Here is a 23,324-nt window from a genome sequence, read left to right as displayed (position 1 = left end):
AAGAGTAGCGATAATTACTGTTTAATAGCTAAGTAAGTCTTGAATTTGCAGTGAAAATATTACTCCAACTTTGAACTAATAGGACTAAACACCAATCTATTATCACGTAAAACTAAGTACTAAAAACTTACAAACAAGTACTAAAAACTAAGAACTAAAAATGACATTAGAACAAAAAATAGGACAATTCTTTTTTCCAGCTGTTTTTATAAACGACACCGAAGAAAATATTCAAGCAACCGAAGAGTTAATTAGAAAGCACAACATCGGCGGTCTTACTTTTTTTCATAGTAGAGCCAGCGCTGCTACTAATTATGAAACTAAGAAGAAAATTGTCTTTAATGATGACAGTTACCAACGACTGAAAGATTTAATTGTACGCTATCAAAAATGTGCCACTACTCCACTATTAATGAGTATTGATGCCGAATGGGGCTTAGCGATGCGTGTCGAAAAAACACCGCAATACCCATATGCGATTACACTTGGCGCTTTGCCTTTGAGCGAATCCTATTTAGTATATGAAGTAGGGAAACAAATAGGACTTGATCTAAAATCGGCTGGGATACATTATAATCTAGCGCCCTTAGCCGATGTAAACAATAACCCAAATAATCCCGTAATTGGGTACCGTTCTTTTGGAGAAAATAAAGAAAAGGTGGCTCAATTTGCATTAGAATATTTACGAGGGATGAACGACGTAGGTGTTTTAGGATGTTTAAAACATTTTCCCGGACATGGAAATACCAATGTTGATTCTCATTTAGGATTACCCGTTTTAGAAGAAAGCCTAGAGCAATTACTCGAAAATGAATTATATCCTTTTATAAAAGGAATCGAAAGTGATGTCGATTCAATTATGATAGGACATTTAGCAGTGCCTGCATTGAATGGCGGAGCAAATACTTCGGCTACATTATCAAAGTCAGTCGTGGAGGATCTTTTGCGGAAGCAATTAAACTATAATGGATTAATTATCTCAGACGCCTTGAATATGCGCAGTGTATCTATGCTTTACGAAATAAAGGGGCAACTGGAATGGGAAGCGTTCAACGCCGGAAATGATGTGTTGTGTTTTGCCGAAAATGTACCCGAAGGCATTCAAGAAATACTTAAAAACGCTACTCCTGAACGTATTGAAGACAGCTACAATCGAATTGTAAAATGCAAGCAAAAAGTAGGTTTATCTGATATAGAAACGGTTCCTACGACCGAATTAGATTTTGCAACAGCTTCTCTTTTGAATTATAAAATTGCTGAAAATTGTATTACTAATATCAAGGACAATCAAAATACGGCAGTAGTTCTTGATGCCGCAAAAAGAGGTAAATTAGCAGGCCTAAGCATTTATAAAACCACCGAAAATACTTTTTTTAAAACACTTACTCCTTCCCTATCTGCACCAAATTTTGCAATTGAGATGGATGCTACGAACAAAAGTGAGGAAATAGAAAATAATTTAGCTGATTATGATACGCTAATTATTGCGCTTTTTGTACCAAAAGCCAAACCAATGAATAATTTTGACATTGAAGACTCTGTTTTACAGTTACTAAAAAATGTATTCACAACAAAAAAATGTGTTTTATATTTATTTGGAAATCCTTATGTTTTACCGCTACTTCCTAACATACAATCGCTAACTGGCCTTGTTCAAATTTATCAGGATTTTGAGGAATTTCAGGAAACTGCGGCGCTTCAACTGCTTAATAATATTCCTTGTCAAGGAACTCTACCTGTGAACATTAGCAATATATAAATAGATATTGACATAAAAATCTATTAAAAAAAGGGAACCTTGTGTATTCTATTTTTTAATATAATCCATATTAAATTCGAATAAAAACACACAAACATCTCTGTTTTTGTTAAATAAATTAAATAAGACAAGGCATAAACTTAATTTTTCAGAAAATTGCGTTAGGCTAATCGAACCTTTTTTATCTATATTGCAAACTCAAAAGATTTAGAAATACGATGGACATAAAAATACATAAAAATAAAGAATTATCAATTGGTGAAGCATTAATCCCAGTCGCTGCACTTGTAATCATGCTCGCTTTTAATGTTTATGTTTATGGCGATGAAGCTTTGAGCGGCAGCAATCAATTTGTTTTACTGTTAGGAGGAGCTGTTGCGGCTATTGTTGGCTTTTTTAATAAAGTTAGCTACCATAAAATGATAGAGGAAGTATCTGAAAATGTAAAATCTACTGTAGGTGCCATACTAATATTGCTTATGGTGGGTGCTTTAGCAGGAACCTGGTTAGTTAGCGGAATTATTCCTTCGATGATTTATTACGGTTTGCAAATTCTGAGTCCAGCGATATTTTTGCCGGCCACACTAATTATATGTTCTATAATTTCAATAGCGACAGGAAGTTCTTGGACAACGAGTGCCACTGTTGGTATCGCTTTGATTGGTGTAGGTGGTGCATTGGGGTTTAATCTGGGAATGGTAGCTGGTGCAGTAATTTCTGGTGCTTATTTTGGTGATAAATTATCTCCCATGTCAGATACAACAAACCTTGCTCCTGCAATGGCTGGAACTGATTTGTTCACCCACATTCGATACATGGCTTTAACGACAATACCAACATATGTTATCACATTCATTCTTTTTATTGTGCTTGGTCTCTCCGTGGATGTGACTGGAAACGTTGATATTGCTACCCTGTTAACCGATATTAAAGCTTCATTTACAATATCACCCTGGTTATTCCTTGTGCCTGTAGTCGTAATTGGCTTAATTATTAGAAAAACGGAGCCGTTAATAGCATTGCTAATTGGTACGTTATTAGCTGCAGCCTTTGCTATCTTCTTTCAACCACATATCATAAATAAAATTGCTGGAGTTGACCAAATGACTTTCCAGTCGGCTTATAAAGGAGTCATGAATGCTATAACTGGAGACGTGGTCGTAGCTACCGATAATAAAACCCTAGAATCATTATTCACCTCAGGTGGAATGAAAAAAATGTTAGGCACTATTTGGTTAATACTTTGTGCTATGGTTTTTGGCGGAATTATGGATGCCATTGGTGCTTTGGCTAGAATAAGTCATGCATTGTTAAAATTAGCACATACTACTTTTGGGCTATTTGCAGCGACAGTAGGAAGTTGTTTAGCCCTAAACATTACAGCTTCTGACCAATATTTAGCGATTGTTGTACCTGGTAAAATGTTTGCCAAAGCCTATGAAAAGAAAGGTCTAGCACCTGAAAATTTAAGTAGAACATTAGAAGATTCCGGTACTGTGTCTTCTGTATTAATCCCTTGGAATACTTGTGGAGCCTATCATGCTGGTACATTGGGCGTTTCGACTTTCGATTATCTACCTTATGCCTTCTTCAATATTATAAGTCCGTTTATGACTTTACTCTTTGCGGCATTCAATATAAAAATCAGACAATTGGTAGCTGAAAAAAATAACTAAAATACCATATTACAAAAATCTCCATAAAATCATAATACCATAGCTCTCTTTCAGTTATGGTATTTTTTTTGTTTTTATAGTTAAAATCTATTGCTTAATAAAAATATATAATTGGAATTGATTCTTTAAATACGAGCTTAATGCCTATTTTTGCAAAACATTAAAAAAACAATAAAATATATTATTATGTCATTAGTAGGTAAAAAATTCCCAAGTATTGCAGTTGACGCTATCTCAGAAATGGGTGACAACTTAAAAATCAACATTTTCGAAGAAGCTACAAAAAACAACAAAAAAGTATTATTATTTTGGTACCCAAAAGATTTTACATTTGTATGCCCAACGGAACTACACGCTTTTCAAGCAGCATTACCGGAATTTGAAAAAAGAAATACAATCGTAATTGGTGCTTCTTGCGATACAAGTGAAGTGCATTTTGCTTGGTTAAACACTCCAAAAAACAACGGTGGAATTGAAGGTGTAACTTACCCAATTCTTGCTGATACAAACAGAAACTTATCTAACATATTAGGTATTCTTGATGTCGATTCTACAGAATATAGTGAAGAAACTGACTCTGTAATTGTCGAAGGATCGAATGTAACTTTTAGAGCTACTTACTTAATTGACGAAACTGGAAAAATTTTCCACGAAAGTGTAAACGATATGCCACTAGGTCGTAATGTAAATGAATATTTACGTATGGTTGATGCTTATACTCATATCCAAGAAAAAGGAGAAGTATGTCCTGCAAACTGGGAGGCTGGTAAAGAAGCGATGAGCGCTGACAGAAACAGTACTGCTGCATATTTAAGCTTGAACTAAGAATAAAAAATCAATATCAATGGCAATATCAATTTTAATTATTGAATATTGATATTGCCATTAATTTTTGAAATTACCATTTAATTTTTGAAATTGAATTTAAAAAGAAAAACATGTTAATAGATTTAAACGAAGATACATTACAGGATTTAGTAACTAAAAACGAGAAAGTAGTAGTTCAATTTTCGGCTTCTTGGTGTGGAAATTGTCGAATAATGAAACCAAAATTCAAAAAATTGGCTTCAGAAAACGAAGCAATTGCTTTTGTCCTTGTTGATGCTGAAAACTCTCCTGAGTCAAGAAAAATGGCCAATGTGAGTAACCTACCAACTTTTGCTACGTTTGTAAACGGAGTTTTGGTAAACGAAACGCAAACTAATAAGCAAGAAGTACTAATTGAATTAGTAAATGAAATTGTTTAATTCCTAGAACTCAAATTACAATTCCTAAATAGTATTTGTTTATTCCTCAATCCTAAATCAGAATTCCTAAATTTAAAAAAATGAAATTACCTGTAATAAAGCATTTGACTCAGTTTATTGAAGAAAACGATCAAGATTATATCATTGAAACGATTGAAGTTCTGGAAGCAATGACAGAAATCCCGTCTTTGAAAGACGAAGAATTAGATGTTATAGGTGAATTGATTTCGAATATGTACGGAGCTTTAGAAGTAAATAAATTAGTAAAATCCGGAACAGATAAAAAAGAAGCCCTAAACACTTTTATGAAAAGAGTGCTGGGTTCTATCGACAAATAGAAACTCTTTTATACCGCTACTATAGAAAAAACGCACTCAGAAATGGCTGCGTTTTTTTCATTTATCTCCTATTTATCGAAAACCCACTTGATTAGAAACCTTTGTTCCCCGTACTAAAATCTTACAGCTTAAATCCTAATTCTTAATTAATTTTCATACTTTTGAACTTCATTAAAAAACACATATCATGGCATCAATTACATTAGGAGGAAATCCAATAAATACTTCAGGAGAATTACCAAAAGTGGGAACACAACTGTCTGACTTTAAATTAATAAACAACGATCTTTCTGTCGCTTCACTAAGTGATTTTGCTGGAAAAAGATTAGTGTTAAATATATTCCCAAGCATAGATACTGGGACTTGTGCTACCTCAGTAAGAAAATTCAACTCGAGTGCTGGAAAATTAGAAAACACGGCTGTATTATGCGTTTCAAGAGATTTACCTTTTGCTCAAAAACGTTTTTGTGGTGCTGAAGGACTTGAAAATGTAATAAACCTATCTGATTTCAACAATGGAGATTTTGGTAAAGCAAACGGTCTTGAAATTCTTGATGGTCCATTAGCTGGATTACACTCTAGAGCGCTAATTGTGGTTGACACAAACGGTACTATTATCCATACGGAGCAAGTTCCTGAAATTGCTAATGAACCAAATTATGCAGCTGCTTTAGCAGTACTATAATTTTATTTAATGGAATTTCAAAAAGACAATAGCTTCATCACAGGAAGACTAAAAAGTGTTAATTATGCCGTAAAAGGGGCAGTGAAATTAATCACTACAGAGCACAGCATAATGATACAATTTTCATTAGGAATTTTAGTCACCATCGCTGGATTTTATTTTCATATTTCGGCAACCGAATGGCTTTTTCAAACTTTGGCAATCGGTTTTGTGATGAGTATTGAAGGACTGAATACGGCTGTAGAAAAAATAGCTGATTTTATTCATCCTAATTATGATGAAAGAATTGGCTTCATAAAAGACATTGCAGCGGGAGCAGTTTTTTTTGCGGGAATAACTGCAATAATAATCGGTTTAATCATATACGTTCCCCTTATTTTTTAAGCAGTAGTACATACAATCAAGAATGGCAAAAACAATAAAAAAAGAAACTTTAGACAAGAAAATCAACTCAAAAGCTAAAGTAGGTACATCGCGGGTATTAACGAAACAGCACAAAATCGTGCTGGGTAGTCTCTTTATCTTATTTTCTGTTGCTTTACTGCTTGCTTTTATCTCCTTTTATATTCACGGCCAAGCAGATCAAAGTGCTGTTTCACAACTCACAGATCGCTCAGAAGTTGTGCAGAATTGGTTGGGGAAATTTGGCGCTTTATTAGCAGATGCAATTGTTTACAAAGGATTTGGGGTTGCTTCGTTTCTTTTTGTGCGCTTATTTTTTCTAACAGGAATCTTTTTAATCTTGGGAATTTCTTTTAATAAATTGAAAGGAATCTGGTTTTGGGATTTATTTGCGATTATTGTTTTGTCGATTTTATTTGGCTTTTTCGCCACTTCCCTTCCAGAATTAGGAGGAACAATCGGTTATGAATTGAATTTGTTCTTGCAGGATTATATTGGAAAAACAGGAACATTATTACTGTTAATTTTTGGTTTAATTATCTATGTTATATTTAAACTAAAACTATCTCCAGAAAGAATTCAGTCCTTTTTCGAAAATACAAAAAAAGAAATTAAGTCTGATTTAGGTTCTCCTTCTGTTGCTAAAACAGGAAACTCTTATAATTTAGAAGAGTTTGCTCTAACAGAAGAAAAAGAACTAGAAAACAGTATTCCAGTTGCAAAGCCATCTCAATTTGAAGTTAATAAAGAAGCTTTAAAACCAACTATTAGTAAATCTTCAGAAATCAATCTTGACCCTATTTCTAAACCGAAAGTAGTCGAAGAAATTCTGACAGATCAAAACGCTGTTGATGATTCCTTTGTGATCGAAACTGCGCCCGAAGAAGATCTTATTGAAGAGAATTTGGCTTCTAGACTTGTATCCGATTTTGGTTTATTCGATCCTACTTTGGATTTATCCAACTATAAATACCCTACAATTGATCTTTTAAAAGAATATTCAACTGGTGGAATCACAATTAACCAGGAAGAACTAGAAGAAAATAAAAATAGAATTGTTGATACACTGCGCAATTATAAAATTGAAATTGCGCAAATCAAGGCAACTGTTGGACCATCTGTAACCTTATATGAAATCGTTCCAGAAGCAGGAATTCGTATTTCAAAAATTAAGAATCTCGAAGACGATATTGCCTTATCCCTTTCGGCATTAGGAATTCGTATCATCGCCCCTATTCCTGGAAAAGGAACAATAGGTATCGAAGTGCCGAATAAGAATCCAACGATGGTTTCTATGAAAAGTGTGATTGGTTCGGCTAAATTTCAAGAAGCTGAAATGGAATTGCCTATTGCTTTAGGAAAAACTATTTCTAACGAAACCTTTGTGGTAGATCTTGCTAAAATGCCTCACCTATTGATGGCGGGTGCCACTGGACAAGGAAAATCGGTTGGTTTAAATGCAGTTCTAACTTCTTTATTGTACAAAAAACACCCCGCCGAAGTTAAATTTGTATTGGTCGACCCTAAAAAAGTGGAGCTGACTCTTTTTAATAAAATTGAAAGACACTATTTAGCCAAACTTCCTGATGGTGAAGATGCTATTCTTACAGATAACGCAAAGGTGGTAAATACCTTGAATTCTCTTTGTGTAGAAATGGACAATCGTTATTCGCTGTTAAAAGATGCGATGGTGCGAAACATTAAAGAATACAATGATAAATTTAAGGCTCGAAAACTAAATCCTGAAAACGGACATCGCTTTTTACCTTACATTATATTAGTAGTAGATGAGTTTGCCGATTTGATTATGACTGCTGGAAAAGAAGTCGAAGTTCCCATTGCCCGTTTGGCACAATTAGCCAGAGCAATTGGTATCCATTTGATTATTGCCACGCAAAGACCATCTGTAAATGTAATTACAGGTTTGATCAAAGCCAACTTCCCTGCGAGAATCGCTTTTAGAGTAACATCAAAAATTGATTCAAGAACAATTTTAGACACTTCTGGAGCAGATCAGCTGATAGGACGCGGAGACATGCTTTATACAAACGGTAATGATGTGGTGCGAATTCAATGTGCTTTTATAGACACGCCTGAGGTAGAAAAAATAACTGATTTTATTGGATCCCAAAAAGCATACGCTACAGCTTATTTGCTTCCAGAATTCGTGGGAGAAGATAGTGGCATCAATCTTGATGTAGATATTTCCGAAAGAGATACTTTGTTTAGAGAAGCTGCCGAAATTATTGTTAATGCACAACAAGGCTCAGCATCATTGTTACAAAGAAAACTAAAGCTGGGCTACAACAGAGCTGGTAGATTAATCGACCAACTAGAAGCAGCAGGAATTGTAGGTCCTTTTGAAGGAAGTAAAGCACGTGGTGTTAATATTCTGGACATGAGTTCTCTTGATCAATTTTTTAACAATGAACAAAACAATTAAAACCATGAAAAAAATCATTCTAATTACATTTGTACTACTTTTTAGCTTTTCGACACAAGCACAAGATAAAAATGCGAAAGCACTTTTAGATCAGGTAACAGCAAAAGTTAGAAGTTATAACAATATTGTAATTGATTTTAAATATTCTTTAAACAATTCTAGAGAAAATATAAATCAAGATAGTAAGGGAAATGTTACTATGAAAAACAATCAATACGTATTGAATTTCATGGGAATAACTAAAATTTTTGACGGAAAAAAAACCTACACCATCGTTCCTGAAGATGAAGAAATTACAATTTCGAGTTTTAACGAAAAAGACGACAGTGCGATTACACCTTCAAAAATGTTAACTTTTTTTAATAGCGGCTATAAATATTCGATGGATATTCTGCAAGATGTAAGAGGTCGCAAAATACAGTACATCAAATTAATTCCTACTAACGCTAAAGATCAGAGAAAAGAAATACTATTAGGGATCGATGTACAAACGAAACACATCTATAATTTGATAGAAGTAGGTAAAAAAGGAACAAAAACTACTTTAACCGTTAATTCTTTTAAAACCAATCAACCTTTGTCAAAAAATCAATTTATCTTTGCCGAAAGTAAATATCCAAATTACTACATCAATAAATTAGATTAAATCTTTAGGTGAAAATTCTCGACAAATACTTATTAAAAACATTCCTGATTACATTTACTACGGTATTTGTAATCTTGTTTTTTATATTCATATTGCAAACAGTATGGCTCTTTATAGCAGAACTTGCTGGTAAAGATTTAGATTTTGCTTTAGTCATTAAGTTTTTAATGTTCTCGATGCCTCGAATTATTCCGCTGGTATTGCCCCTTTCCATATTATTAGCTTCGATAATGAGCTTTGGAAGCTTAGCCGAGAACTATGAGTTTGCTGCAATGAAATCTGCAGGTATATCGTTGCAAAGAGCGATGAGAGGCCTTACGGCTTTTATACTTTTGCTTAGTATCGTCGCCTTCTTTTTTGCCAATAATGTAATTCCCTTTGCCGAATATAAGTTTATCAATTTCAGAAAAAATATCGCGCAAGTAAAACCCGCCATGGCCATTGCCGAAGGTCAGTTTAGTGACGTAGGAGATTACAACATCAAAGTCAATAAAAAGTCGGGAGAAAATGGAAGCGTTTTAACTGGTGTTACGATCCATAAGAAATCAAGTGTTGGAGACGGTAGCAAGACGGTCATCAAAGCTAAAGACGGAAAATTAGTTAGCAGTGAAACATCCAGCATCTTACAACTTGTTCTAAATGACGGTAACTATTATGAAGATCTAGTTCCAAAGAAATATGAAGACCGAATAAAAATGCCTTTCGCAAAAAGCGCTTTTAAAAAATACACTCTTAATATCGATTTATCGCAACTCAATAAAGTAGATGTAAACGAAAATAATATTGCCAACACTAATACTATGTTGACCATTAATGAATTGAGCTACACCTTAGATTCCTTACATAAAAATTTGAAAAGCGAAATTGTATCCAATTCGGAAAATATTAATTCGAGAACAGGAATTACCTCAAAAAATATCGTTCCTAAAACAGCCAAAGAAAAAGAGAAGCCACTTCCCGCTGACATTTTAGCTTTATATAACAATAGGCAGAAATTAGAGATTTTGAAAATGGCAAATAGCAACACCGTAAGCACAGGCTACTCTATCGATGCTACTAAAGTCAATTTTGAAAGTAAGCAGAAAAACATCAACAACCATCAACTTGCCTTTTACGATAAATTTGTAATCGCTTATGCTTGTTTTATGATGTTTTTTATAGGAGCACCCTTAGGTGCCATCATTAGAAAAGGAGGACTTGGTCTACCTATTATATTTGCAGTACTTATCTTTATCTCCTATCACTTTATAAATACATTTGGCAAGAAAATAGCGCAAGAAAATGGTCTGTCTCCTTTTATGGGAGCGTGGATGTCTTCTTTTATCTTAACACCATTAGCTATCCTATTAACCTATCGCGCAACAAATGACATAGGACTAATAAACATGGACCTTATTTTAAGTCCATTCCAAAAACTATTTCAAAAAATATTTCCATCTAAAAAATAAAATACCTAACATGGTCACAAATAAAATACACCTTAACACAATTGAGGAAGCAATCGAAGACATACGTCAAGGAAAAATAATCATAGTTGTTGATGATGAAGATCGAGAAAACGAAGGTGATTTTTTGGCTGCAGCCGAAAAAGTAACTCCAGAAATGATCAACTTTATGGCAACTCACGGTCGCGGATTAATATGTGCACCATTGACTGAAAGCCGTTGTAAAGAACTAGGATTACACGTAATGGTTACAAACAATACTGACCCTATGGAAACGGCATTTACAGTTTCTGTAGATTTAAGAGGTGGCGGCGTAACAACAGGAATATCGGCTGCTGACAGAGCCAAAACTATCTTATCTTTAGTAGATTCTGATACTAAATCACATGATTTAGCCAGACCGGGACATATTTTCCCCTTGATCGCTAAACAAGGAGGTGTTTTGAGAAGAACAGGTCATACCGAAGCAGCTATAGATTTTGCTCGATTAGCGGGATTCAAATCGGCTGGTGTGATTGTCGAAATAATGAACGAAGATGGAACAATGGCGCGCTTGCCACAATTAGCTAAAGTTGCTAAGAAATTTGATTTAAAATTAGTTTCTATCGAAGCACTTGTAGCCTACCGCATGCAACACGATAGCCTAATTGTAAAGAAAGAAGATTTTGACATTACTACTCGTTTTGGCACCTTTCGTTTAAGAGCGTACCAACAAACTACCAACAAGCAAATCCATATTGCCTTAACTAAAGGAACTTGGAACCTTGGCGAGCCTGTTCTAACCAGAATCAACTCTTCTCAGGTTAACAACGATATTTTGGGCACCTTGACTAATAATGCCGACCAACAACTGGACGATATGTTTAAAAAAATAAACGAACAAGGAAAAGGAGCTGTAATCTTCATTAATCAAGATATGCAGTCGGTAAATTTACTGAGTCGCATCTCTGAATTGAAAACATTACAAGCCGACGGCCACATGAAAGCACCGAAACTTAAAATTGACAATAAAGATTTTGGAATTGGCGCACAAATTTTACACGATATTGATATTTCTAAGATCCGATTAGTATCTAATACCGAGCAAGGAAAACGTGTTGGAATGATTGGCTATGGTCTTGAAATCACAGAATACGTCAACTATTAGAGTTTTTTATTTTTATTTCTAAAAAATATTTTCAAGCTAATATAAAGGAAATGAAACGATTAAAAAATAGTTTAAAAAACAGTTGAAATTTTTCTTCAAATTGTTTTTGATAATCGAAAAAGGTGCTTATATTTGCACTCGCAATCAGGTAATGATTGTCGCTCACTGGAGAAATGGCAGAGCGGTCGAATGCGGCAGTCTTGAAAACTGTTGACTGTAACAGGTCCGGGGGTTCGAATCCCTCTTTCTCCGCCAGTAGAAAAACAAATGGTATCAAAACCCCGTAAATCTTATGATTTACGGGGTTTTTGCTTTTATGACATATTCAAATTATTCATCTAATCTCATCCTTAACGAGATAAAATCGAGACCCTAGAATTTTTCAAAAATCAGGGTCTCGCTGAATCAACTTAAGCATTTCAAACAACCTGTTCAATGGCTAATTTAACACTAGTCCACTATTTAAACATCTTGTTTGATATCCTTTAGAAATCTAAATTGAATAATAATTAAAAGGTTACCACTATGAAAACTAAAATCACATTGCACTTTTATGCCAAAAGCACAAAAGCTAATGCTGCTGGTCTACTTCCTATCTATGTAAGATTAACTGTAGATGGAAATCGAATAGAGTTCAGTACCAAAAAATTCATAGATTCCGCTAAATGGTCTCCTGAGATGTCAAAAATGAAAGGCAACACAGAGAATGCTCGTTCATTAAATGAATACCTTGATTTACTGAAATCAAAAATATTCGATATCCAAATGGAATTAATTCACCGCAATGAACCCCTCACAATTGAAGTTTTCAAAAATAGACTTCTCGGCATCAATGAGCGTGAACGTATGCTCATCCCTATTTTCGAAGAGCACAACCGGAAAGTAGAAGAGTTAATAGGGCTCGAATACGCACCTGGAACACTAGAGCGATACAAAACCTCACTCAAGCACACCAAAGACTTTTTGGAGTGGAAATACAACATATCCGATATTGAAATCAATAAAATAGACCATCCTTTCATAACAGAATATGAATTCTATCTAAGAAGTGTCCGCAAATGCGCTAACAACACAGCAGTCAAATACATTAAGAACTTCAAAAAGATAATCAAAATCTGTATTTCAAATGGATGGCTAGATAAAGATCCATTTGCAAACTATAAATCAAAAATTAGGGAAGTCGAAAGAGATTATCTAACGCAAGAAGAAGTTCAGGATATCTATTCCAAAGTATTCATAACTGAAAGACTAAACCTAGTCAAAGATATTTTCGTTTTCAGCTGCTTTACCGGTCTGGCTTACATCGATGTCAAAAACTTAACGGTATCAAACATCAGTATGGGTATTGATGGTGGAAAATGGATATTCACCCATCGTCAAAAAACAGAAACCGCTTCTCGTATTCCCCTCCTCCCTATACCGGAAGAATTAATTCTGAAATATGCCAATCATCCACAATGCATAAATGAAGATAAACTGCTACCCATTTTAAGCAATCAGAAAATGAATAGCTATTTAAAGGAAATAGCGGATGTTTGTGGCATTAAAAAAGATTTAACCTTCCACATTGCCCGACACACTTTTGCGACAACTGTAACGCTCACAAATGGTGTTCCAATAGAAAGTGTGAGTAAAATGTTGGGCCATAAAAACATAAGAACCACACAACACTATGCTAAAATATTGGATAAAAAAGTGAGTGAGGATATGATGGTTTTAAGAAACAAAATGTCAAACAGCAACAATGATAAAATTATCAAAAATACCAATTAACACTTTTTTAAATTCTCACAAATACAAAACCAACTTCAAATTAAGCCTAAAACCCGACATATTGCCAAACGGCAGTTATGCCTCGTTCTTATTTCTTCAGTCGTTGTTTACTTGTTCATTTTCGTGTCGTTTTGCGTTTGGAAAAAACTGCAAATGTGCTACCAAATGCGGTGGCTTATACTTTTTCTAATTTTATGATTTTCCATTTGTCTCCCGAAAAAATTGCTGTTGCTGTAATATTGCAATTCGTCGTTATTTTATTTTCACATAAAACATTTTTTGGAACATAAAAATCTCCAACAAAACCAAAGTCAGGTGATGTGTAGCTCATATCATCCTCATCCAAGTCATAAAAATCAACAGTACCTCCACTAGTTTTATATTTCAATACCAAAATACCATTTATAGACTTTATTAATTTAGGATTTATTTCTTCGGTTTCATTAATCTGAATTGGTTTAATAATTGTTCTATTTTCGGTTCTATGCTTTTTTGAAGTGTAAAATATTTCTAAAAACTTCCCTTCTTCTGGAATTATATCGGTTTCTGTGAATCGAATAATACCTTGAACAGTTGCGCTTCCAACGTAATGAAAAAGATTCTTTTCTTTGTTTACTCCATCAATAACTGCAATTATTTTTGAAAAATGAACAACTGCATTTTCTTTGTCAATCTTGGCAATGTCTTTTAATTCAATTCTGATTTCATCCTTTACTTTCTTGCTGTAATATTTAGCTTTAATAAAGTCGCCAATCTGTAATTGAATTTTGCCTTTTGGGAAAAATACTTCTTTGTTATCCGTGGTAATGGCGTGAATTATATTTTTTTCAGTATTGATGTAATCAATTGTAGCATAAATATCATCAAGAATTGACCAGTCTGGTTTTTCTGATTTATCAACAATTAATGGAATGTATTTATAATCTGTGATAGTTGTTTTTCCCATCCAAGCAAATTTGGCTTCAACCTCTTTTTTGATTTCTTGCTTGTGCAACTTAAATTTATAGACTTTACCTATTGATGATTGTTTTAATAAACCAAATCGTCTGCTACCAATTGAAAAATCAATTGTTTTTCCATTTGTAAAAGCAATTCTTTCTTTGCCTTCATTTTTCCATTTATCTACCAATATTACTTCTGTCCAGTCAATTTCTTCGTAAGCATATAGCTCAGCAATAGGAATATATTTGTCATAGAGACTTTTGTTGTCTTTTAGGTTAGTGTTCTGATTTTTTGTTTTGTTCGAAATTTCAATAAATGATTCTGATAATCTCCAACCCTTCAATTCTCTATGTATTTTATAAGAATTAAGTTCAACAATACAATTTTCGATTAAGCCATTATCAAAAAGTGTCTTAGCTAGTTCTAGATGAATATCGCCAAGAAAATCTTCATTTTTTTCAAGCTGAATAGCTTTTGAAAGCATTCCGATTTTTAAGTCTTTTTTGTTCTTGAAACAAGAAGAAAACTCATTCCAGATATACGATTTGTCGCCTAACTCTAAAACTAGTTTTCTGTAAATATTAATTGCTGATTCAAATTCATTGTTTTTAATGAGTAATAAAGCGTTCTCCCTTAAAAGCCATTCATCATTTGGATAAAGTTGAACGGCTTTTGAATAAATAGGTATCAACCAATTTTCACTAAACTCTTTGTTTTGGGTCTTTATAATTTCAAAAGTCTTTTTTATGCATTTAATAGCGAGTGGTTTATAAACTTTGTTATCTTTCTTAACTTCTTTCCAGTCTTCGTCAAGTAGGTTTTCAGGATTCCAAATTTTGAAAAAATCTAAAAATCTCCATTCTTCGGTTTCTTGCATATATCGTTCGGCAATACTCAAAATTTCAGAATGCCATTTTGACCTTTCATATTTTGAAAAAGTCTGATTGTATTTATTGAAGACATTCCATAGTTCAGACTTCTTATTTTCTTTGTAGGCATTGAATAATCTCCAGAAATAAGGCTCTCTTAATAAATCTAATACCTTTTGAGTAGAAGTGTATATTTTAACCGAAGTATTCAAATCATCCCAATCTAAAAAACACTCCCAAGTATTCAAATCCTCCCCGATATTTAAATCAGTATTTTCAATTAGAAAGTCAATATCTATTGATAAATCTTTTTCGTTGAATTCTCTAAATATTCTTGAAATTAATGATGGGATTTCCTTATCATTAAAATGCTGCTTCTTTTTATCTTCATTCCTTAAGTTTAAAGGATTCCATAATTTAAAGAAATTATAAAGATTGAAATCAGAATGGTCTTTTGAATAATGCAGTGCGAAATTCAAAATCATAGAATGAAGCATTGATGGTCTTTCATTCTTTAAATCTATATAATCTCTTAGAAAGGTTCTAACTTGAATTGAGGTTAATTCATTTTCTTTATCTTTTATGTATCTGTATATTACCCAACCATAAGCTTCGTGGTGAAGCTCAGTTAGACGATTTTCAGTAATCAGTTTTTTGAAAATATTTAAAGCATCTCGATGATTTCCATTTTTACTTAGTTCCTCTGCTTTTTGAACTTCTGTATAATTGACATCAATTTTCGGACGAAGAAAATTCTTTTGGCTTTCTATAATATCGTCAACTTCTTGAAAGTTTATTAAAAGTAGCTGATTATAATAAACTCCAGCTTGATTGATGTTTTTATTGAAAATATAGTATTTACTTAAATCAATTAGAGTGTAAGCAAATGCCTTTTGAATCCACTCATCATAAGGTTCGACAGAAAATAATCTTTGTGCAAGATTTAATGCCTCAGTTAATTTATTGAGTTTTGAGATACCTTCTAAATTTTTGGCTTCATTTCTAAGTTCAAAAACAGTTTTAGAATCCATTAATTATTAGTGTGTTTTAGAAGTTCATTAATTTCATCCGTCAAACCTGTTGTTCTTGCTGGAATAATTTCCGTTTTCTTAAAGATGCTTTTACCGTCATACCAAAACTTGTAAGTTGCAATGAGTCCGTTTTTCTTAAACTCATATACTTCGCAATAAGAGTTGTGTTCAATACTATTGATGTAAATATTGGTGGGTTCTATTTTCAGTTTTATGCTGTCATAAAACTCTTTTAAAAATGGTTTTTCAAATTCAAATAGGCTCTCGCTTTTTGATTCGGTCGTTTTTTCTTCTGTTAAAATGATTGCTTTATTTTCAAGTTGAGTTAACACAGAATAAATTGACTCAACAAGTTCTGTTCTGTTTGTTGGTTTTTCAATTCTTGTGATTTTATTTTTATTGTTGAAATGGATTTTGAAAACTACATTTTCGTTTCCTTGTGAGAAAGTGTAATGTTCCAAATAACTTGTATGTTTGACTGAATTAATCTTCAAGTTCGCATCTTTCAGAACATCATTTATTGCAAGAAATATGTTTCTTAAAAATGGTGTTTCGTTTGGAAGGTCAAAAGGTATTTCCATTTCTAATATTTCATCACTTAAAACAAGTATGTCTTGTCGGGGCGCGATATTTTCAATCCTTGGTGGTTGAAGGTTACTTCCAATTTTAAAATGTGGTTCGTCAATTGCAAATAGATTTTCTTTTGCTCTTGTGATTCCTGTGTAAAGCCAACGAAAATAACTTGAATTGAAATAACCCATTGACGTTTTGCAATTTAGAAAAGTATTTTTCCATTCTCCACCTTGTGCCTTATGACAAGTTACTGCATAACCAAATTTTATTCTTAAAGCATTGAAGTAAGGGTCTGCTCTCAAAGCATCTTTAAATTCTTTAGTTCCTGCTTTTAATGAGCCGTTACGAATTTTGAAATCAATATAAATAGCTTTCAGCTCGTCTGAACTTAAATCACGATTGTGAGAATAGAGTAGATTCTCAATTATCTTGCATTCGATGTCTTGTTTGTTTTGTTCTTCGTCCGTAAAAGCAATCATTACGTTGCGAAAAGTCAAACGAACATCAATTTCGACTAATTTTCCAACTCTATTTTTTCGTTTCAATTTAATTACTCTGCTTTCATTTACTGGCGATACTTGTTTTACAAAGCCAAAATCGCCATTAAGCAATTCCATTTTTTGATGATTGTAATTATTGCTAACTAAAATCACTTTGTCTCCAACCGTAAGAAATTGTTGATTTGGAAAAAAGTGGTTTCTAACAAAGTCGTTATACTCTTTTACTGATGAGTTGGAATGAGCCACAATTATAGTTTCGTCATCAATGCTATTGTTACAAGCTTGTAAATATTTTGAAAGAAGTTCTTTGTGTTTCGTTTTATTTATGTCTTTGAAATTTATTTCAATATCAAGTTGGTTGAAAAGATTAGCTTTTAATGATTCACGTATTTTGGTTGCGTTATGAAGTATTCCGCTGTCCGCTTTTTGTCTTACTACTTCTGTGAGCTCAAACTCTTTTGATTCAATGTTACAATTTTCTTTTAAATATTTGCAGTCCAATGCTGGCGAAAAATTCATATTGACTGGAGGTAACTGTGCATTGTCACCAATGAAAATTATTTTTTTATTGTGGTCATTGTTATCAAAATTGATATAATTAATTAAATCTTTTAATAAGTAACCTGAACCAAACCTAAAGAATTCTCCTTCGGAGTAAACATTTGAGAGCATTGACGATTCATCAATTATGTAAACTGTGTTTGCAGGGTCTACATTGTTCTTTAAGTCGTAATAGAATTTGTAAGTTTCTGTTCCGTCTTCTTCTTTTACTTTAAATTCTTTCAAGTCTTTGCTTGAATAAATTGATTTGTGAATTGTATATGCCTTGTGTTTTGTCTTTTGTGAAATTACTTTAGCTGCTCGCCCTGTCGGTGCAGAAATTCTAAAACTTCTTTTATTTGTAGAAAGAAAGTCTGTGAGCCCTTTCATCATAAAAGTTTTTCCAGTTCCTGCATAACCTTTAAGCAAAAAGCATGTTGATTTGTCGGCAAGAAATTCTTCCAATTCGGCAATAAGATTTGTTTGTCCTGGAGTTAGCTCGTATTCAGCAAAAGTTTCCTTAAGATTCATATTGTTATTTGTACGTTTTGGAAAAAACAAATGTAGTGCAACCGTGAGTCGGCTTGTGCGTTGGGTTGCACCTCTTTTGATTTTGCGGAAGCATTGGCTTTTCTTTCCGTCATATTTCTGTCGTTCTTTTGTTGCACTGTCGTCTTTTTAGAATGAGGCATAACGTCCCGTGGATTTGCGCAGTGGCTTGTGATTCAAGACCGAACTCTCCAAACACAAACCCAATTTTGGCGGACAGCGTTTTTTCCGCAGGAAAAAACCAAGCCCAAGCCATTGAGCAAAACCACTGTTATGGGCAGGTTGTGTTTTTAGTTACAGTTTTGTTACTTCAAAATTCCCAGCACTTTTATATGATTTTGCTTGTGAATTAAAACCTAATCGTTCAATTTCTTTTTCGATGTCAGTTGCATTTGGAGTCGGAATTGTTGAAGAAATAACTTGAAATTCATATCCTTTAGACATGTTCCCGTAACTTCCCTTTGCTTTTAATTTATAAACTGCCATAATAATGTGTTTTATTTGTTTAATCGGTTTTAATTAATTTTTATTTTAAGAAATTGCGAACTTCATTAGCAATTTCTATCAACAAATTGTCTGAAACATTTGTGCTTAATTGTCTTGTATGAATTACCAATTTTGTTTTATCAGAATTATAATGTGTCCAAAATAATTGCTTTTCAACTCCACATTGTTTATCAAAACTCACATTGAAAATCTCTTCGATTTCATTACCATTGATATAATTGCTACAAGCTAATATGACAACAGGAAAATTTTGAAAAAAATCACTTTCTTTGAAAAATTGTTTTCTATTTGGAATTCCGCTCTTGTCAGCATCTTTTGTGAATTTTGCGGGTGAACTATTCATCTCTGTCAAAAAGAAATTATTGTGAAAATCAATCTGTTTTTCTTTTATTAATGATAAATCGTTTAAAAATATTAAATCGTGTAGCTTTTGATATTTACTCCAAGTTTGACCTTCTCTCAATTCCTTAGGATGTAAACTTTTAAAAGGGAACAATGGATTTGAAGTCAAAGGAGAATTTTTTCCTCCAATCCAATTTGGTAAAGAATCTACATTAACTAGATTTTCTATATTTAAATTCCATTTAATAGCATTCTCCTTGAAATCTTGAAGCATTTCATTTTGAAATCTTACGTACAGTTCGTTTCCATTTGCTTTGTTTTCAGTGTCTGTTGCTGTTTCTTTACCAACAATTAAAATTTTGCCATTTGGATTACCTGTTCCAATATAGGTTTCTGTTTTTTTACATTCTTTTGCTTTTTTTACAAAAATTTCTGGATATTCCATTGGTTCAGACGTTTTGGTTTTTATAGTGATTTTATTGCGTTCCGGTCAACTTGCCCATAACTTGCTTATACTCGCTATAAAGTAGCGACTATACACTCAAAATTGGGTTGATTGTCGCTATTGATTGTCCGTTTTGAACAAATATAGATATAAAGTTTTTATTACAAATAATCAAAAGAACTATTTATTTGGATACCCAACTGATATGTATCCCACATCGGCATAAAACAAAAAATGACACCTCCTAGCATCTTTCTATTCCTTCCTCCTACTCTTCCAACTATCATTTTTATTATAATCCCTCCTAAACTCATAAATCTTCCATCTCAGGTAAAGACCTAAAAAACAAACTACAATAAATCCTATTACTCCTTACATCAATTATAAAACGCATCGAGAATTACTCTTTGATTATGGAATTAAAAAACGATTTACCACTCACTTTTAACTAAAAAACACCTATTCAATTCCCGAATTGCACACCATACTTTTAGCTTCGTATAATTTATTTAGATAGGTTTGCAAAGGTTTTTCCTTTTCTTCCTCCAGCAAATCACTTCAAATAATATAATTATGTCAGACCAATTTAATCAGGTCCGGATTAAACGTATTTACCAAATGCTGTTTGAAATGGCAAGTGGAAATATGACCATCCGCATCCAGGATAATAGCAATGATGAATTAAAAAGTATTGCTGTCGCATTAAATAAAATTGCGGAAGATCTCCAAAAAATAAGTCTGGCATCAGGACATAACAGTGCTTACTATCCGTACCAAAATCTAATTCAATTAACATTTGTATTGGATAATGATTTTGTTTTATTGAGTTTTAATAATGAGGTGCCACACACTCTTAAATATAAACCGGATACAATTATCAATACCGACTTTGGAAAATTGATCGCTCAGCAATCGAAAGATCTTTGGAAAGGTATTCTTGATGAATTAGATAAAAACTCCAATTACAACACTACTTTGCAATTAATTTTAATTACTGGTGACAATCACCTACTGCCGTCATTTTGCACAGTATCACGATTACTATATAGCGATGAAATAATTGTAAGTTCAGTATCAACCATACTTGAAGAGATGCGTGACATTAATGACCGTCTCTCTGGTTCAAAAATTCGCAAACACAATGAAGTTACTGCGGTGCAAAATCTGCATGATTATATTTTAAGTCATCTGGATGAACCATTACCCACTTTACATTCCTTGGCTCAAATGTTTGCTATTGAAGAACACATATTAAAAAATGGTTTTAGAAATTTTTTCAAAACAAGTGTCTATAACTTTTATCAAGAGGAACGCTTGAAAAGAGCAAATCTAATGATCCGGCAAACAGCTGTTTCTTTAAAAGAAATTGCATATCTGAACGGCTTTAAGGGCTATCTTAACTTCTATAAAGCCTTCAAAAAAAGATTTGGCTACAAACCAAGTGATCTATCAAGACCCGAAGAAGATCTTCTACCCTAATGCTTTTGCACTGTTTTATTTTTTGAATAACGAAATGCCTGATTTGCATAATGTTATATGTTTTTTATTTACAATTTTACAGTACTAAAAAAAACAGTACAATGAAAGTAACTGCTACATTCAAAGAGAAATTCACGATCAGTATTAGTTACTTATTCATACTGCTTTTCGTCTATTCAGCAGTCAGTAAACTACTGGATTTTCACAACTTTCAGATACAGCTTGCTCAATCTCCTTTACTTACTGCCTTTGCTACATATATTTCTTATGCAGTACTAACAGTAGAATTTGCAATAGCTATTTTGCTATCAATACCAAAAACCAGAATAATCGGATTGTTCTCGGCATTTGGACTGATGCTACTACTTACAATTTATATCTACATAATACTCAATTACAGCTCATTTGTACCCTGCTCTTGCGGAGGCATCCTTGAAAACATGAACTGGACAGAGCATCTTATTTTCAATATTGCAATGGTAATACTTGCAGCGACAGCTTTGTATCTTTCCAATGATTGGCAGAATAAACCGCGATTTTATATCAGCATACGTCTTGTAGCAATATCGCTACTAAGTGTAGTTTTAATGGCTGGGCTGTTTCTTATTTCTGAAGACATGGTGCAACATCGCAATAACTTTGTGAGAAGGTTTCCTCCCTTTCCTGCCAAACGAATTACTGTAGAAAACCTGAAATTCAATTCCTTTTACTTTGCTGGCGAAAGCAATGGTAAGCTATTTCTGGGAAATACTTCGGCACCAGCATTGATAACTACATTGGATACAGCACTTCAAGTGATCACAACCCAGCACATCAAGATTACGGATACGTTGTTCAAATTCCATAATATTCAATTACGAGTACTTCCACCCCACTTTTATTTATTCGACGGTACAGTTCCCATAATTTTTAAAGGAAATTTAAGTGATGGAAAAGCCGTTTTACAATCCAGAAAAATCCCCGGTTTCACAAAAGCAGTACTCATTGATTCCGCAACCATCATAATTCGAACGCTCAGCAATACTCGAGAAAATCTTTTAGCAACTGTAAACCTCAACGATGGCCAAATTAAAAAATCGGCTCATGAACTTCTTCAGAAACAAATTGATGGATTATTCGATACAGATGGAACAATGCAGTACAGTCAACAGCAAAGAAAATTTGTTTACTTATACTACTACCGCAATCAATATACGGTTTCAGATCAATATCTTAACCTTGTGCATCGCGGAAACACAATTGATACCACTTCTAAAGCTAAAATCAAAATTGCATATGTAAAGGCGAAGAAGCAGAGGGTATTTTCAGCACCCCCATTATTGGTAAACAGAGTTAGCGCAATCCATAATAACCTGTTGTTCGTAAACTCAACATTACCTGGGAGATATGATGAAATAAAAATGTGGAAAAATGCAAATGTTATCGATGTATACGACATTCTAACGAAATCCTATTTAATGAGCTTTTACATCTACAAAATTGACGGTGAAAAAATTGATGATTTTATAGTAACCAATACCCATTTTTTTGCAATAATAGGGTCCAACATTGTTTCTTACAAACTAGCTGCAACATTGAAAAATAAATACAATAATTAAATGAAAGACATACCGGCCAGTATCAGGGGTCAGATCGAAAACCTGTAAAAAAGAGTAGATCACATTAGTTAATTTTTAAATTTTAATATTATGAAATCTTTAGCAATTAAAATGATGTTTCCCGTTGTCGCCTTTGTGTTGGCATCGGCAGGTGCGGTAAGCACCAGTGATTCGACAACTAAATCTGAAATCGCGAGCGTGCAAGGGTTTAAACGTACGGCGCCATTCAATTGTCAGCCACAAAAAATCTGTAATAACATCGGAACTGTGCTTTGTGTTGACGGAACAGATCAAATGTATGCGAAACCTTCGCCAACATCGGACTGTACAGAGATATTGACCCACAAACCTTAAAAAAAATTTAAGGTAAAATTAATGCAGGTCATAA

General features: G+C 33.4%; 19 protein-coding genes and 1 tRNA gene. 16 read left to right on the top strand and 4 right to left on the bottom strand.

Annotation, left to right across the window (positions count from 1 at the left end; translation table 11 throughout):
• Positions 1–160 precede the first annotated feature (160 nt).
• From E0F98_RS04570 to E0F98_RS04510, 13 genes are all read left to right on the top strand, one after another.
• Complete coding sequence (locus E0F98_RS04570; protein WP_132109435.1) at positions 161–1,759, top strand: glycoside hydrolase family 3 protein; 1,599 nt, start codon at positions 161–163, stop codon at positions 1,757–1,759.
• Positions 1,760–1,977: 218 nt separating this feature from the next.
• Positions 1,978–3,435, top strand: a complete 1,458-nt coding sequence (gene nhaC, locus E0F98_RS04565) for a Na+/H+ antiporter NhaC (protein WP_132109434.1) — start codon at positions 1,978–1,980, stop codon at positions 3,433–3,435.
• A gap of 186 nt (positions 3,436–3,621) precedes the next feature.
• The gene (locus tag E0F98_RS04560; protein WP_132109433.1) at positions 3,622–4,260 is read left to right on the top strand and encodes a peroxiredoxin; all 639 of its coding nucleotides are present in this window, start codon (positions 3,622–3,624) and stop codon (positions 4,258–4,260) included.
• A gap of 113 nt (positions 4,261–4,373) precedes the next feature.
• Complete coding sequence (locus E0F98_RS04555; RefSeq protein ID WP_132109432.1) at positions 4,374–4,682, top strand: thioredoxin family protein; 309 nt, start codon at positions 4,374–4,376, stop codon at positions 4,680–4,682.
• 80 nt (positions 4,683–4,762) lie between these two features.
• Positions 4,763–5,020 carry a DUF6952 family protein gene (locus E0F98_RS04550; protein ID WP_132109431.1) on the top strand — a complete coding sequence of 86 codons (258 nt, stop codon included), beginning with the start codon at positions 4,763–4,765 and terminating at the stop codon, positions 5,018–5,020.
• A gap of 187 nt (positions 5,021–5,207) precedes the next feature.
• Positions 5,208–5,705, top strand: coding sequence for a thiol peroxidase (gene tpx, locus E0F98_RS04545; RefSeq protein WP_132109430.1), 498 nt, complete (start codon positions 5,208–5,210; stop codon positions 5,703–5,705).
• Positions 5,706–5,714: 9 nt separating this feature from the next.
• Positions 5,715–6,089 (top strand): diacylglycerol kinase family protein, encoded by a 375-nt coding sequence (locus E0F98_RS04540; protein ID WP_132109429.1) that lies wholly within the window; start codon positions 5,715–5,717, stop codon positions 6,087–6,089.
• A 22-nt stretch (positions 6,090–6,111) separates the two neighbouring features.
• The gene (locus tag E0F98_RS04535) at positions 6,112–8,550 is read left to right on the top strand and encodes a DNA translocase FtsK (protein ID WP_132109428.1); all 2,439 of its coding nucleotides are present in this window, start codon (positions 6,112–6,114) and stop codon (positions 8,548–8,550) included.
• Between the two features lie 4 nt (positions 8,551–8,554).
• Entirely contained in the window at positions 8,555–9,196 is a 642-nt protein-coding gene (locus E0F98_RS04530; RefSeq protein WP_132109427.1) for a LolA family protein, read from the top strand.
• Positions 9,197–9,204: 8 nt separating this feature from the next.
• Positions 9,205–10,644: an LptF/LptG family permease gene (locus tag E0F98_RS04525; RefSeq protein ID WP_132109426.1), complete on the top strand. Its 1,440-nt coding sequence runs from the start codon at positions 9,205–9,207 to the stop codon at positions 10,642–10,644.
• Between the two features lie 10 nt (positions 10,645–10,654).
• Positions 10,655–11,788: a 3,4-dihydroxy-2-butanone-4-phosphate synthase gene (gene ribB, locus E0F98_RS04520; protein WP_132109425.1), complete on the top strand. Its 1,134-nt coding sequence runs from the start codon at positions 10,655–10,657 to the stop codon at positions 11,786–11,788.
• 167 nt (positions 11,789–11,955) lie between these two features.
• A tRNA-Ser gene (locus E0F98_RS04515) sits at positions 11,956–12,043 on the top strand.
• Between the two features lie 270 nt (positions 12,044–12,313).
• Entirely contained in the window at positions 12,314–13,561 is a 1,248-nt protein-coding gene (locus tag E0F98_RS04510) for a site-specific integrase (protein WP_132109424.1), read from the top strand.
• A 175-nt stretch (positions 13,562–13,736) separates the two neighbouring features.
• On the opposite strand, the gene E0F98_RS04505 is transcribed toward E0F98_RS04510, so the two are convergent.
• The 4 genes from E0F98_RS04505 to E0F98_RS04490 form a co-directional block, all read right to left on the bottom strand.
• Complete coding sequence (locus tag E0F98_RS04505) at positions 13,737–16,403, bottom strand: tetratricopeptide repeat protein (RefSeq protein ID WP_132109423.1); 2,667 nt, start codon at positions 16,401–16,403, stop codon at positions 13,737–13,739.
• Positions 16,403–18,547 carry an ATP-dependent DNA helicase gene (locus tag E0F98_RS04500; protein ID WP_132109422.1) on the bottom strand — a complete coding sequence of 715 codons (2,145 nt, stop codon included), beginning with the start codon at positions 18,545–18,547 and terminating at the stop codon, positions 16,403–16,405. The genes E0F98_RS04505 and E0F98_RS04500 overlap by 1 nt, the downstream gene beginning before the upstream one ends.
• Positions 18,548–18,859: 312 nt before the next feature.
• A complete protein-coding gene (locus E0F98_RS04495) occupies positions 18,860–19,051 on the bottom strand; it encodes a hypothetical protein (RefSeq protein WP_132109421.1) in 192 nt (63 codons plus the stop codon).
• A gap of 40 nt (positions 19,052–19,091) precedes the next feature.
• On the bottom strand, positions 19,092–19,859 hold the full coding sequence (locus E0F98_RS04490) for a hypothetical protein (protein ID WP_132109420.1): 768 nt from the start codon (positions 19,857–19,859) through the stop codon (positions 19,092–19,094).
• 573 nt (positions 19,860–20,432) lie between these two features.
• On the opposite strand from E0F98_RS04490, the gene E0F98_RS04485 reads away from it, so the two are divergent.
• From E0F98_RS04485 to E0F98_RS04475, 3 genes are all read left to right on the top strand, one after another.
• The gene (locus tag E0F98_RS04485) at positions 20,433–21,338 is read left to right on the top strand and encodes a helix-turn-helix domain-containing protein (protein WP_132109419.1); all 906 of its coding nucleotides are present in this window, start codon (positions 20,433–20,435) and stop codon (positions 21,336–21,338) included.
• 101 nt (positions 21,339–21,439) lie between these two features.
• Positions 21,440–22,936 carry a MauE/DoxX family redox-associated membrane protein gene (locus E0F98_RS04480; protein ID WP_132109418.1) on the top strand — a complete coding sequence of 499 codons (1,497 nt, stop codon included), beginning with the start codon at positions 21,440–21,442 and terminating at the stop codon, positions 22,934–22,936.
• A 90-nt stretch (positions 22,937–23,026) separates the two neighbouring features.
• A complete protein-coding gene (locus tag E0F98_RS04475; protein WP_132109417.1) occupies positions 23,027–23,290 on the top strand; it encodes a DUF6520 family protein in 264 nt (87 codons plus the stop codon).
• Positions 23,291–23,324: the final 34 nt, after the last annotated feature.

Source organism: Flavobacterium hiemivividum, from assembly GCF_004349145.1.
GTDB lineage: Bacteria > Bacteroidota > Bacteroidia > Flavobacteriales > Flavobacteriaceae > Flavobacterium > Flavobacterium hiemivividum.
This window is presented reverse-complemented; position numbering and strand designations above follow the sequence as displayed.

What these genes read in the sequence shown, in the direction of transcription:
- E0F98_RS04485 (WP_132109419.1), top strand. Translation starts at nt 20,433, where the DNA reads ATGTCAGACCAATTTAATCAGGTCCGGATTAAACGTATTTACCAAATG.
- E0F98_RS04475 (WP_132109417.1), top strand. Translation starts at nt 23,027, where the DNA reads ATGAAATCTTTAGCAATTAAAATGATGTTTCCCGTTGTCGCCTTTGTG.
- tpx (WP_132109430.1), top strand. Translation starts at nt 5,208, where the DNA reads ATGGCATCAATTACATTAGGAGGAAATCCAATAAATACTTCAGGAGAA.
- E0F98_RS04570 (WP_132109435.1), top strand. Translation starts at nt 161, where the DNA reads ATGACATTAGAACAAAAAATAGGACAATTCTTTTTTCCAGCTGTTTTT.
- E0F98_RS04535 (WP_132109428.1), top strand. Translation starts at nt 6,112, where the DNA reads ATGGCAAAAACAATAAAAAAAGAAACTTTAGACAAGAAAATCAACTCA.
- E0F98_RS04480 (WP_132109418.1), top strand. Translation starts at nt 21,440, where the DNA reads ATGAAAGTAACTGCTACATTCAAAGAGAAATTCACGATCAGTATTAGT.
- E0F98_RS04530 (WP_132109427.1), top strand. Translation starts at nt 8,555, where the DNA reads ATGAAAAAAATCATTCTAATTACATTTGTACTACTTTTTAGCTTTTCG.
- E0F98_RS04550 (WP_132109431.1), top strand. Translation starts at nt 4,763, where the DNA reads ATGAAATTACCTGTAATAAAGCATTTGACTCAGTTTATTGAAGAAAAC.
- nhaC (WP_132109434.1), top strand. Translation starts at nt 1,978, where the DNA reads ATGGACATAAAAATACATAAAAATAAAGAATTATCAATTGGTGAAGCA.
- E0F98_RS04490 (WP_132109420.1), bottom strand. Translation starts at nt 19,859, where the DNA reads ATGGAATATCCAGAAATTTTTGTAAAAAAAGCAAAAGAATGTAAAAAA.
- ribB (WP_132109425.1), top strand. Translation starts at nt 10,655, where the DNA reads ATGGTCACAAATAAAATACACCTTAACACAATTGAGGAAGCAATCGAA.
- E0F98_RS04510 (WP_132109424.1), top strand. Translation starts at nt 12,314, where the DNA reads ATGAAAACTAAAATCACATTGCACTTTTATGCCAAAAGCACAAAAGCT.
- E0F98_RS04505 (WP_132109423.1), bottom strand. Translation starts at nt 16,403, where the DNA reads ATGGATTCTAAAACTGTTTTTGAACTTAGAAATGAAGCCAAAAATTTA.
- E0F98_RS04555 (WP_132109432.1), top strand. Translation starts at nt 4,374, where the DNA reads ATGTTAATAGATTTAAACGAAGATACATTACAGGATTTAGTAACTAAA.
- E0F98_RS04495 (WP_132109421.1), bottom strand. Translation starts at nt 19,051, where the DNA reads ATGGCAGTTTATAAATTAAAAGCAAAGGGAAGTTACGGGAACATGTCT.
- E0F98_RS04560 (WP_132109433.1), top strand. Translation starts at nt 3,622, where the DNA reads ATGTCATTAGTAGGTAAAAAATTCCCAAGTATTGCAGTTGACGCTATC.
- E0F98_RS04540 (WP_132109429.1), top strand. Translation starts at nt 5,715, where the DNA reads ATGGAATTTCAAAAAGACAATAGCTTCATCACAGGAAGACTAAAAAGT.
- E0F98_RS04500 (WP_132109422.1), bottom strand. Translation starts at nt 18,547, where the DNA reads ATGAATCTTAAGGAAACTTTTGCTGAATACGAGCTAACTCCAGGACAA.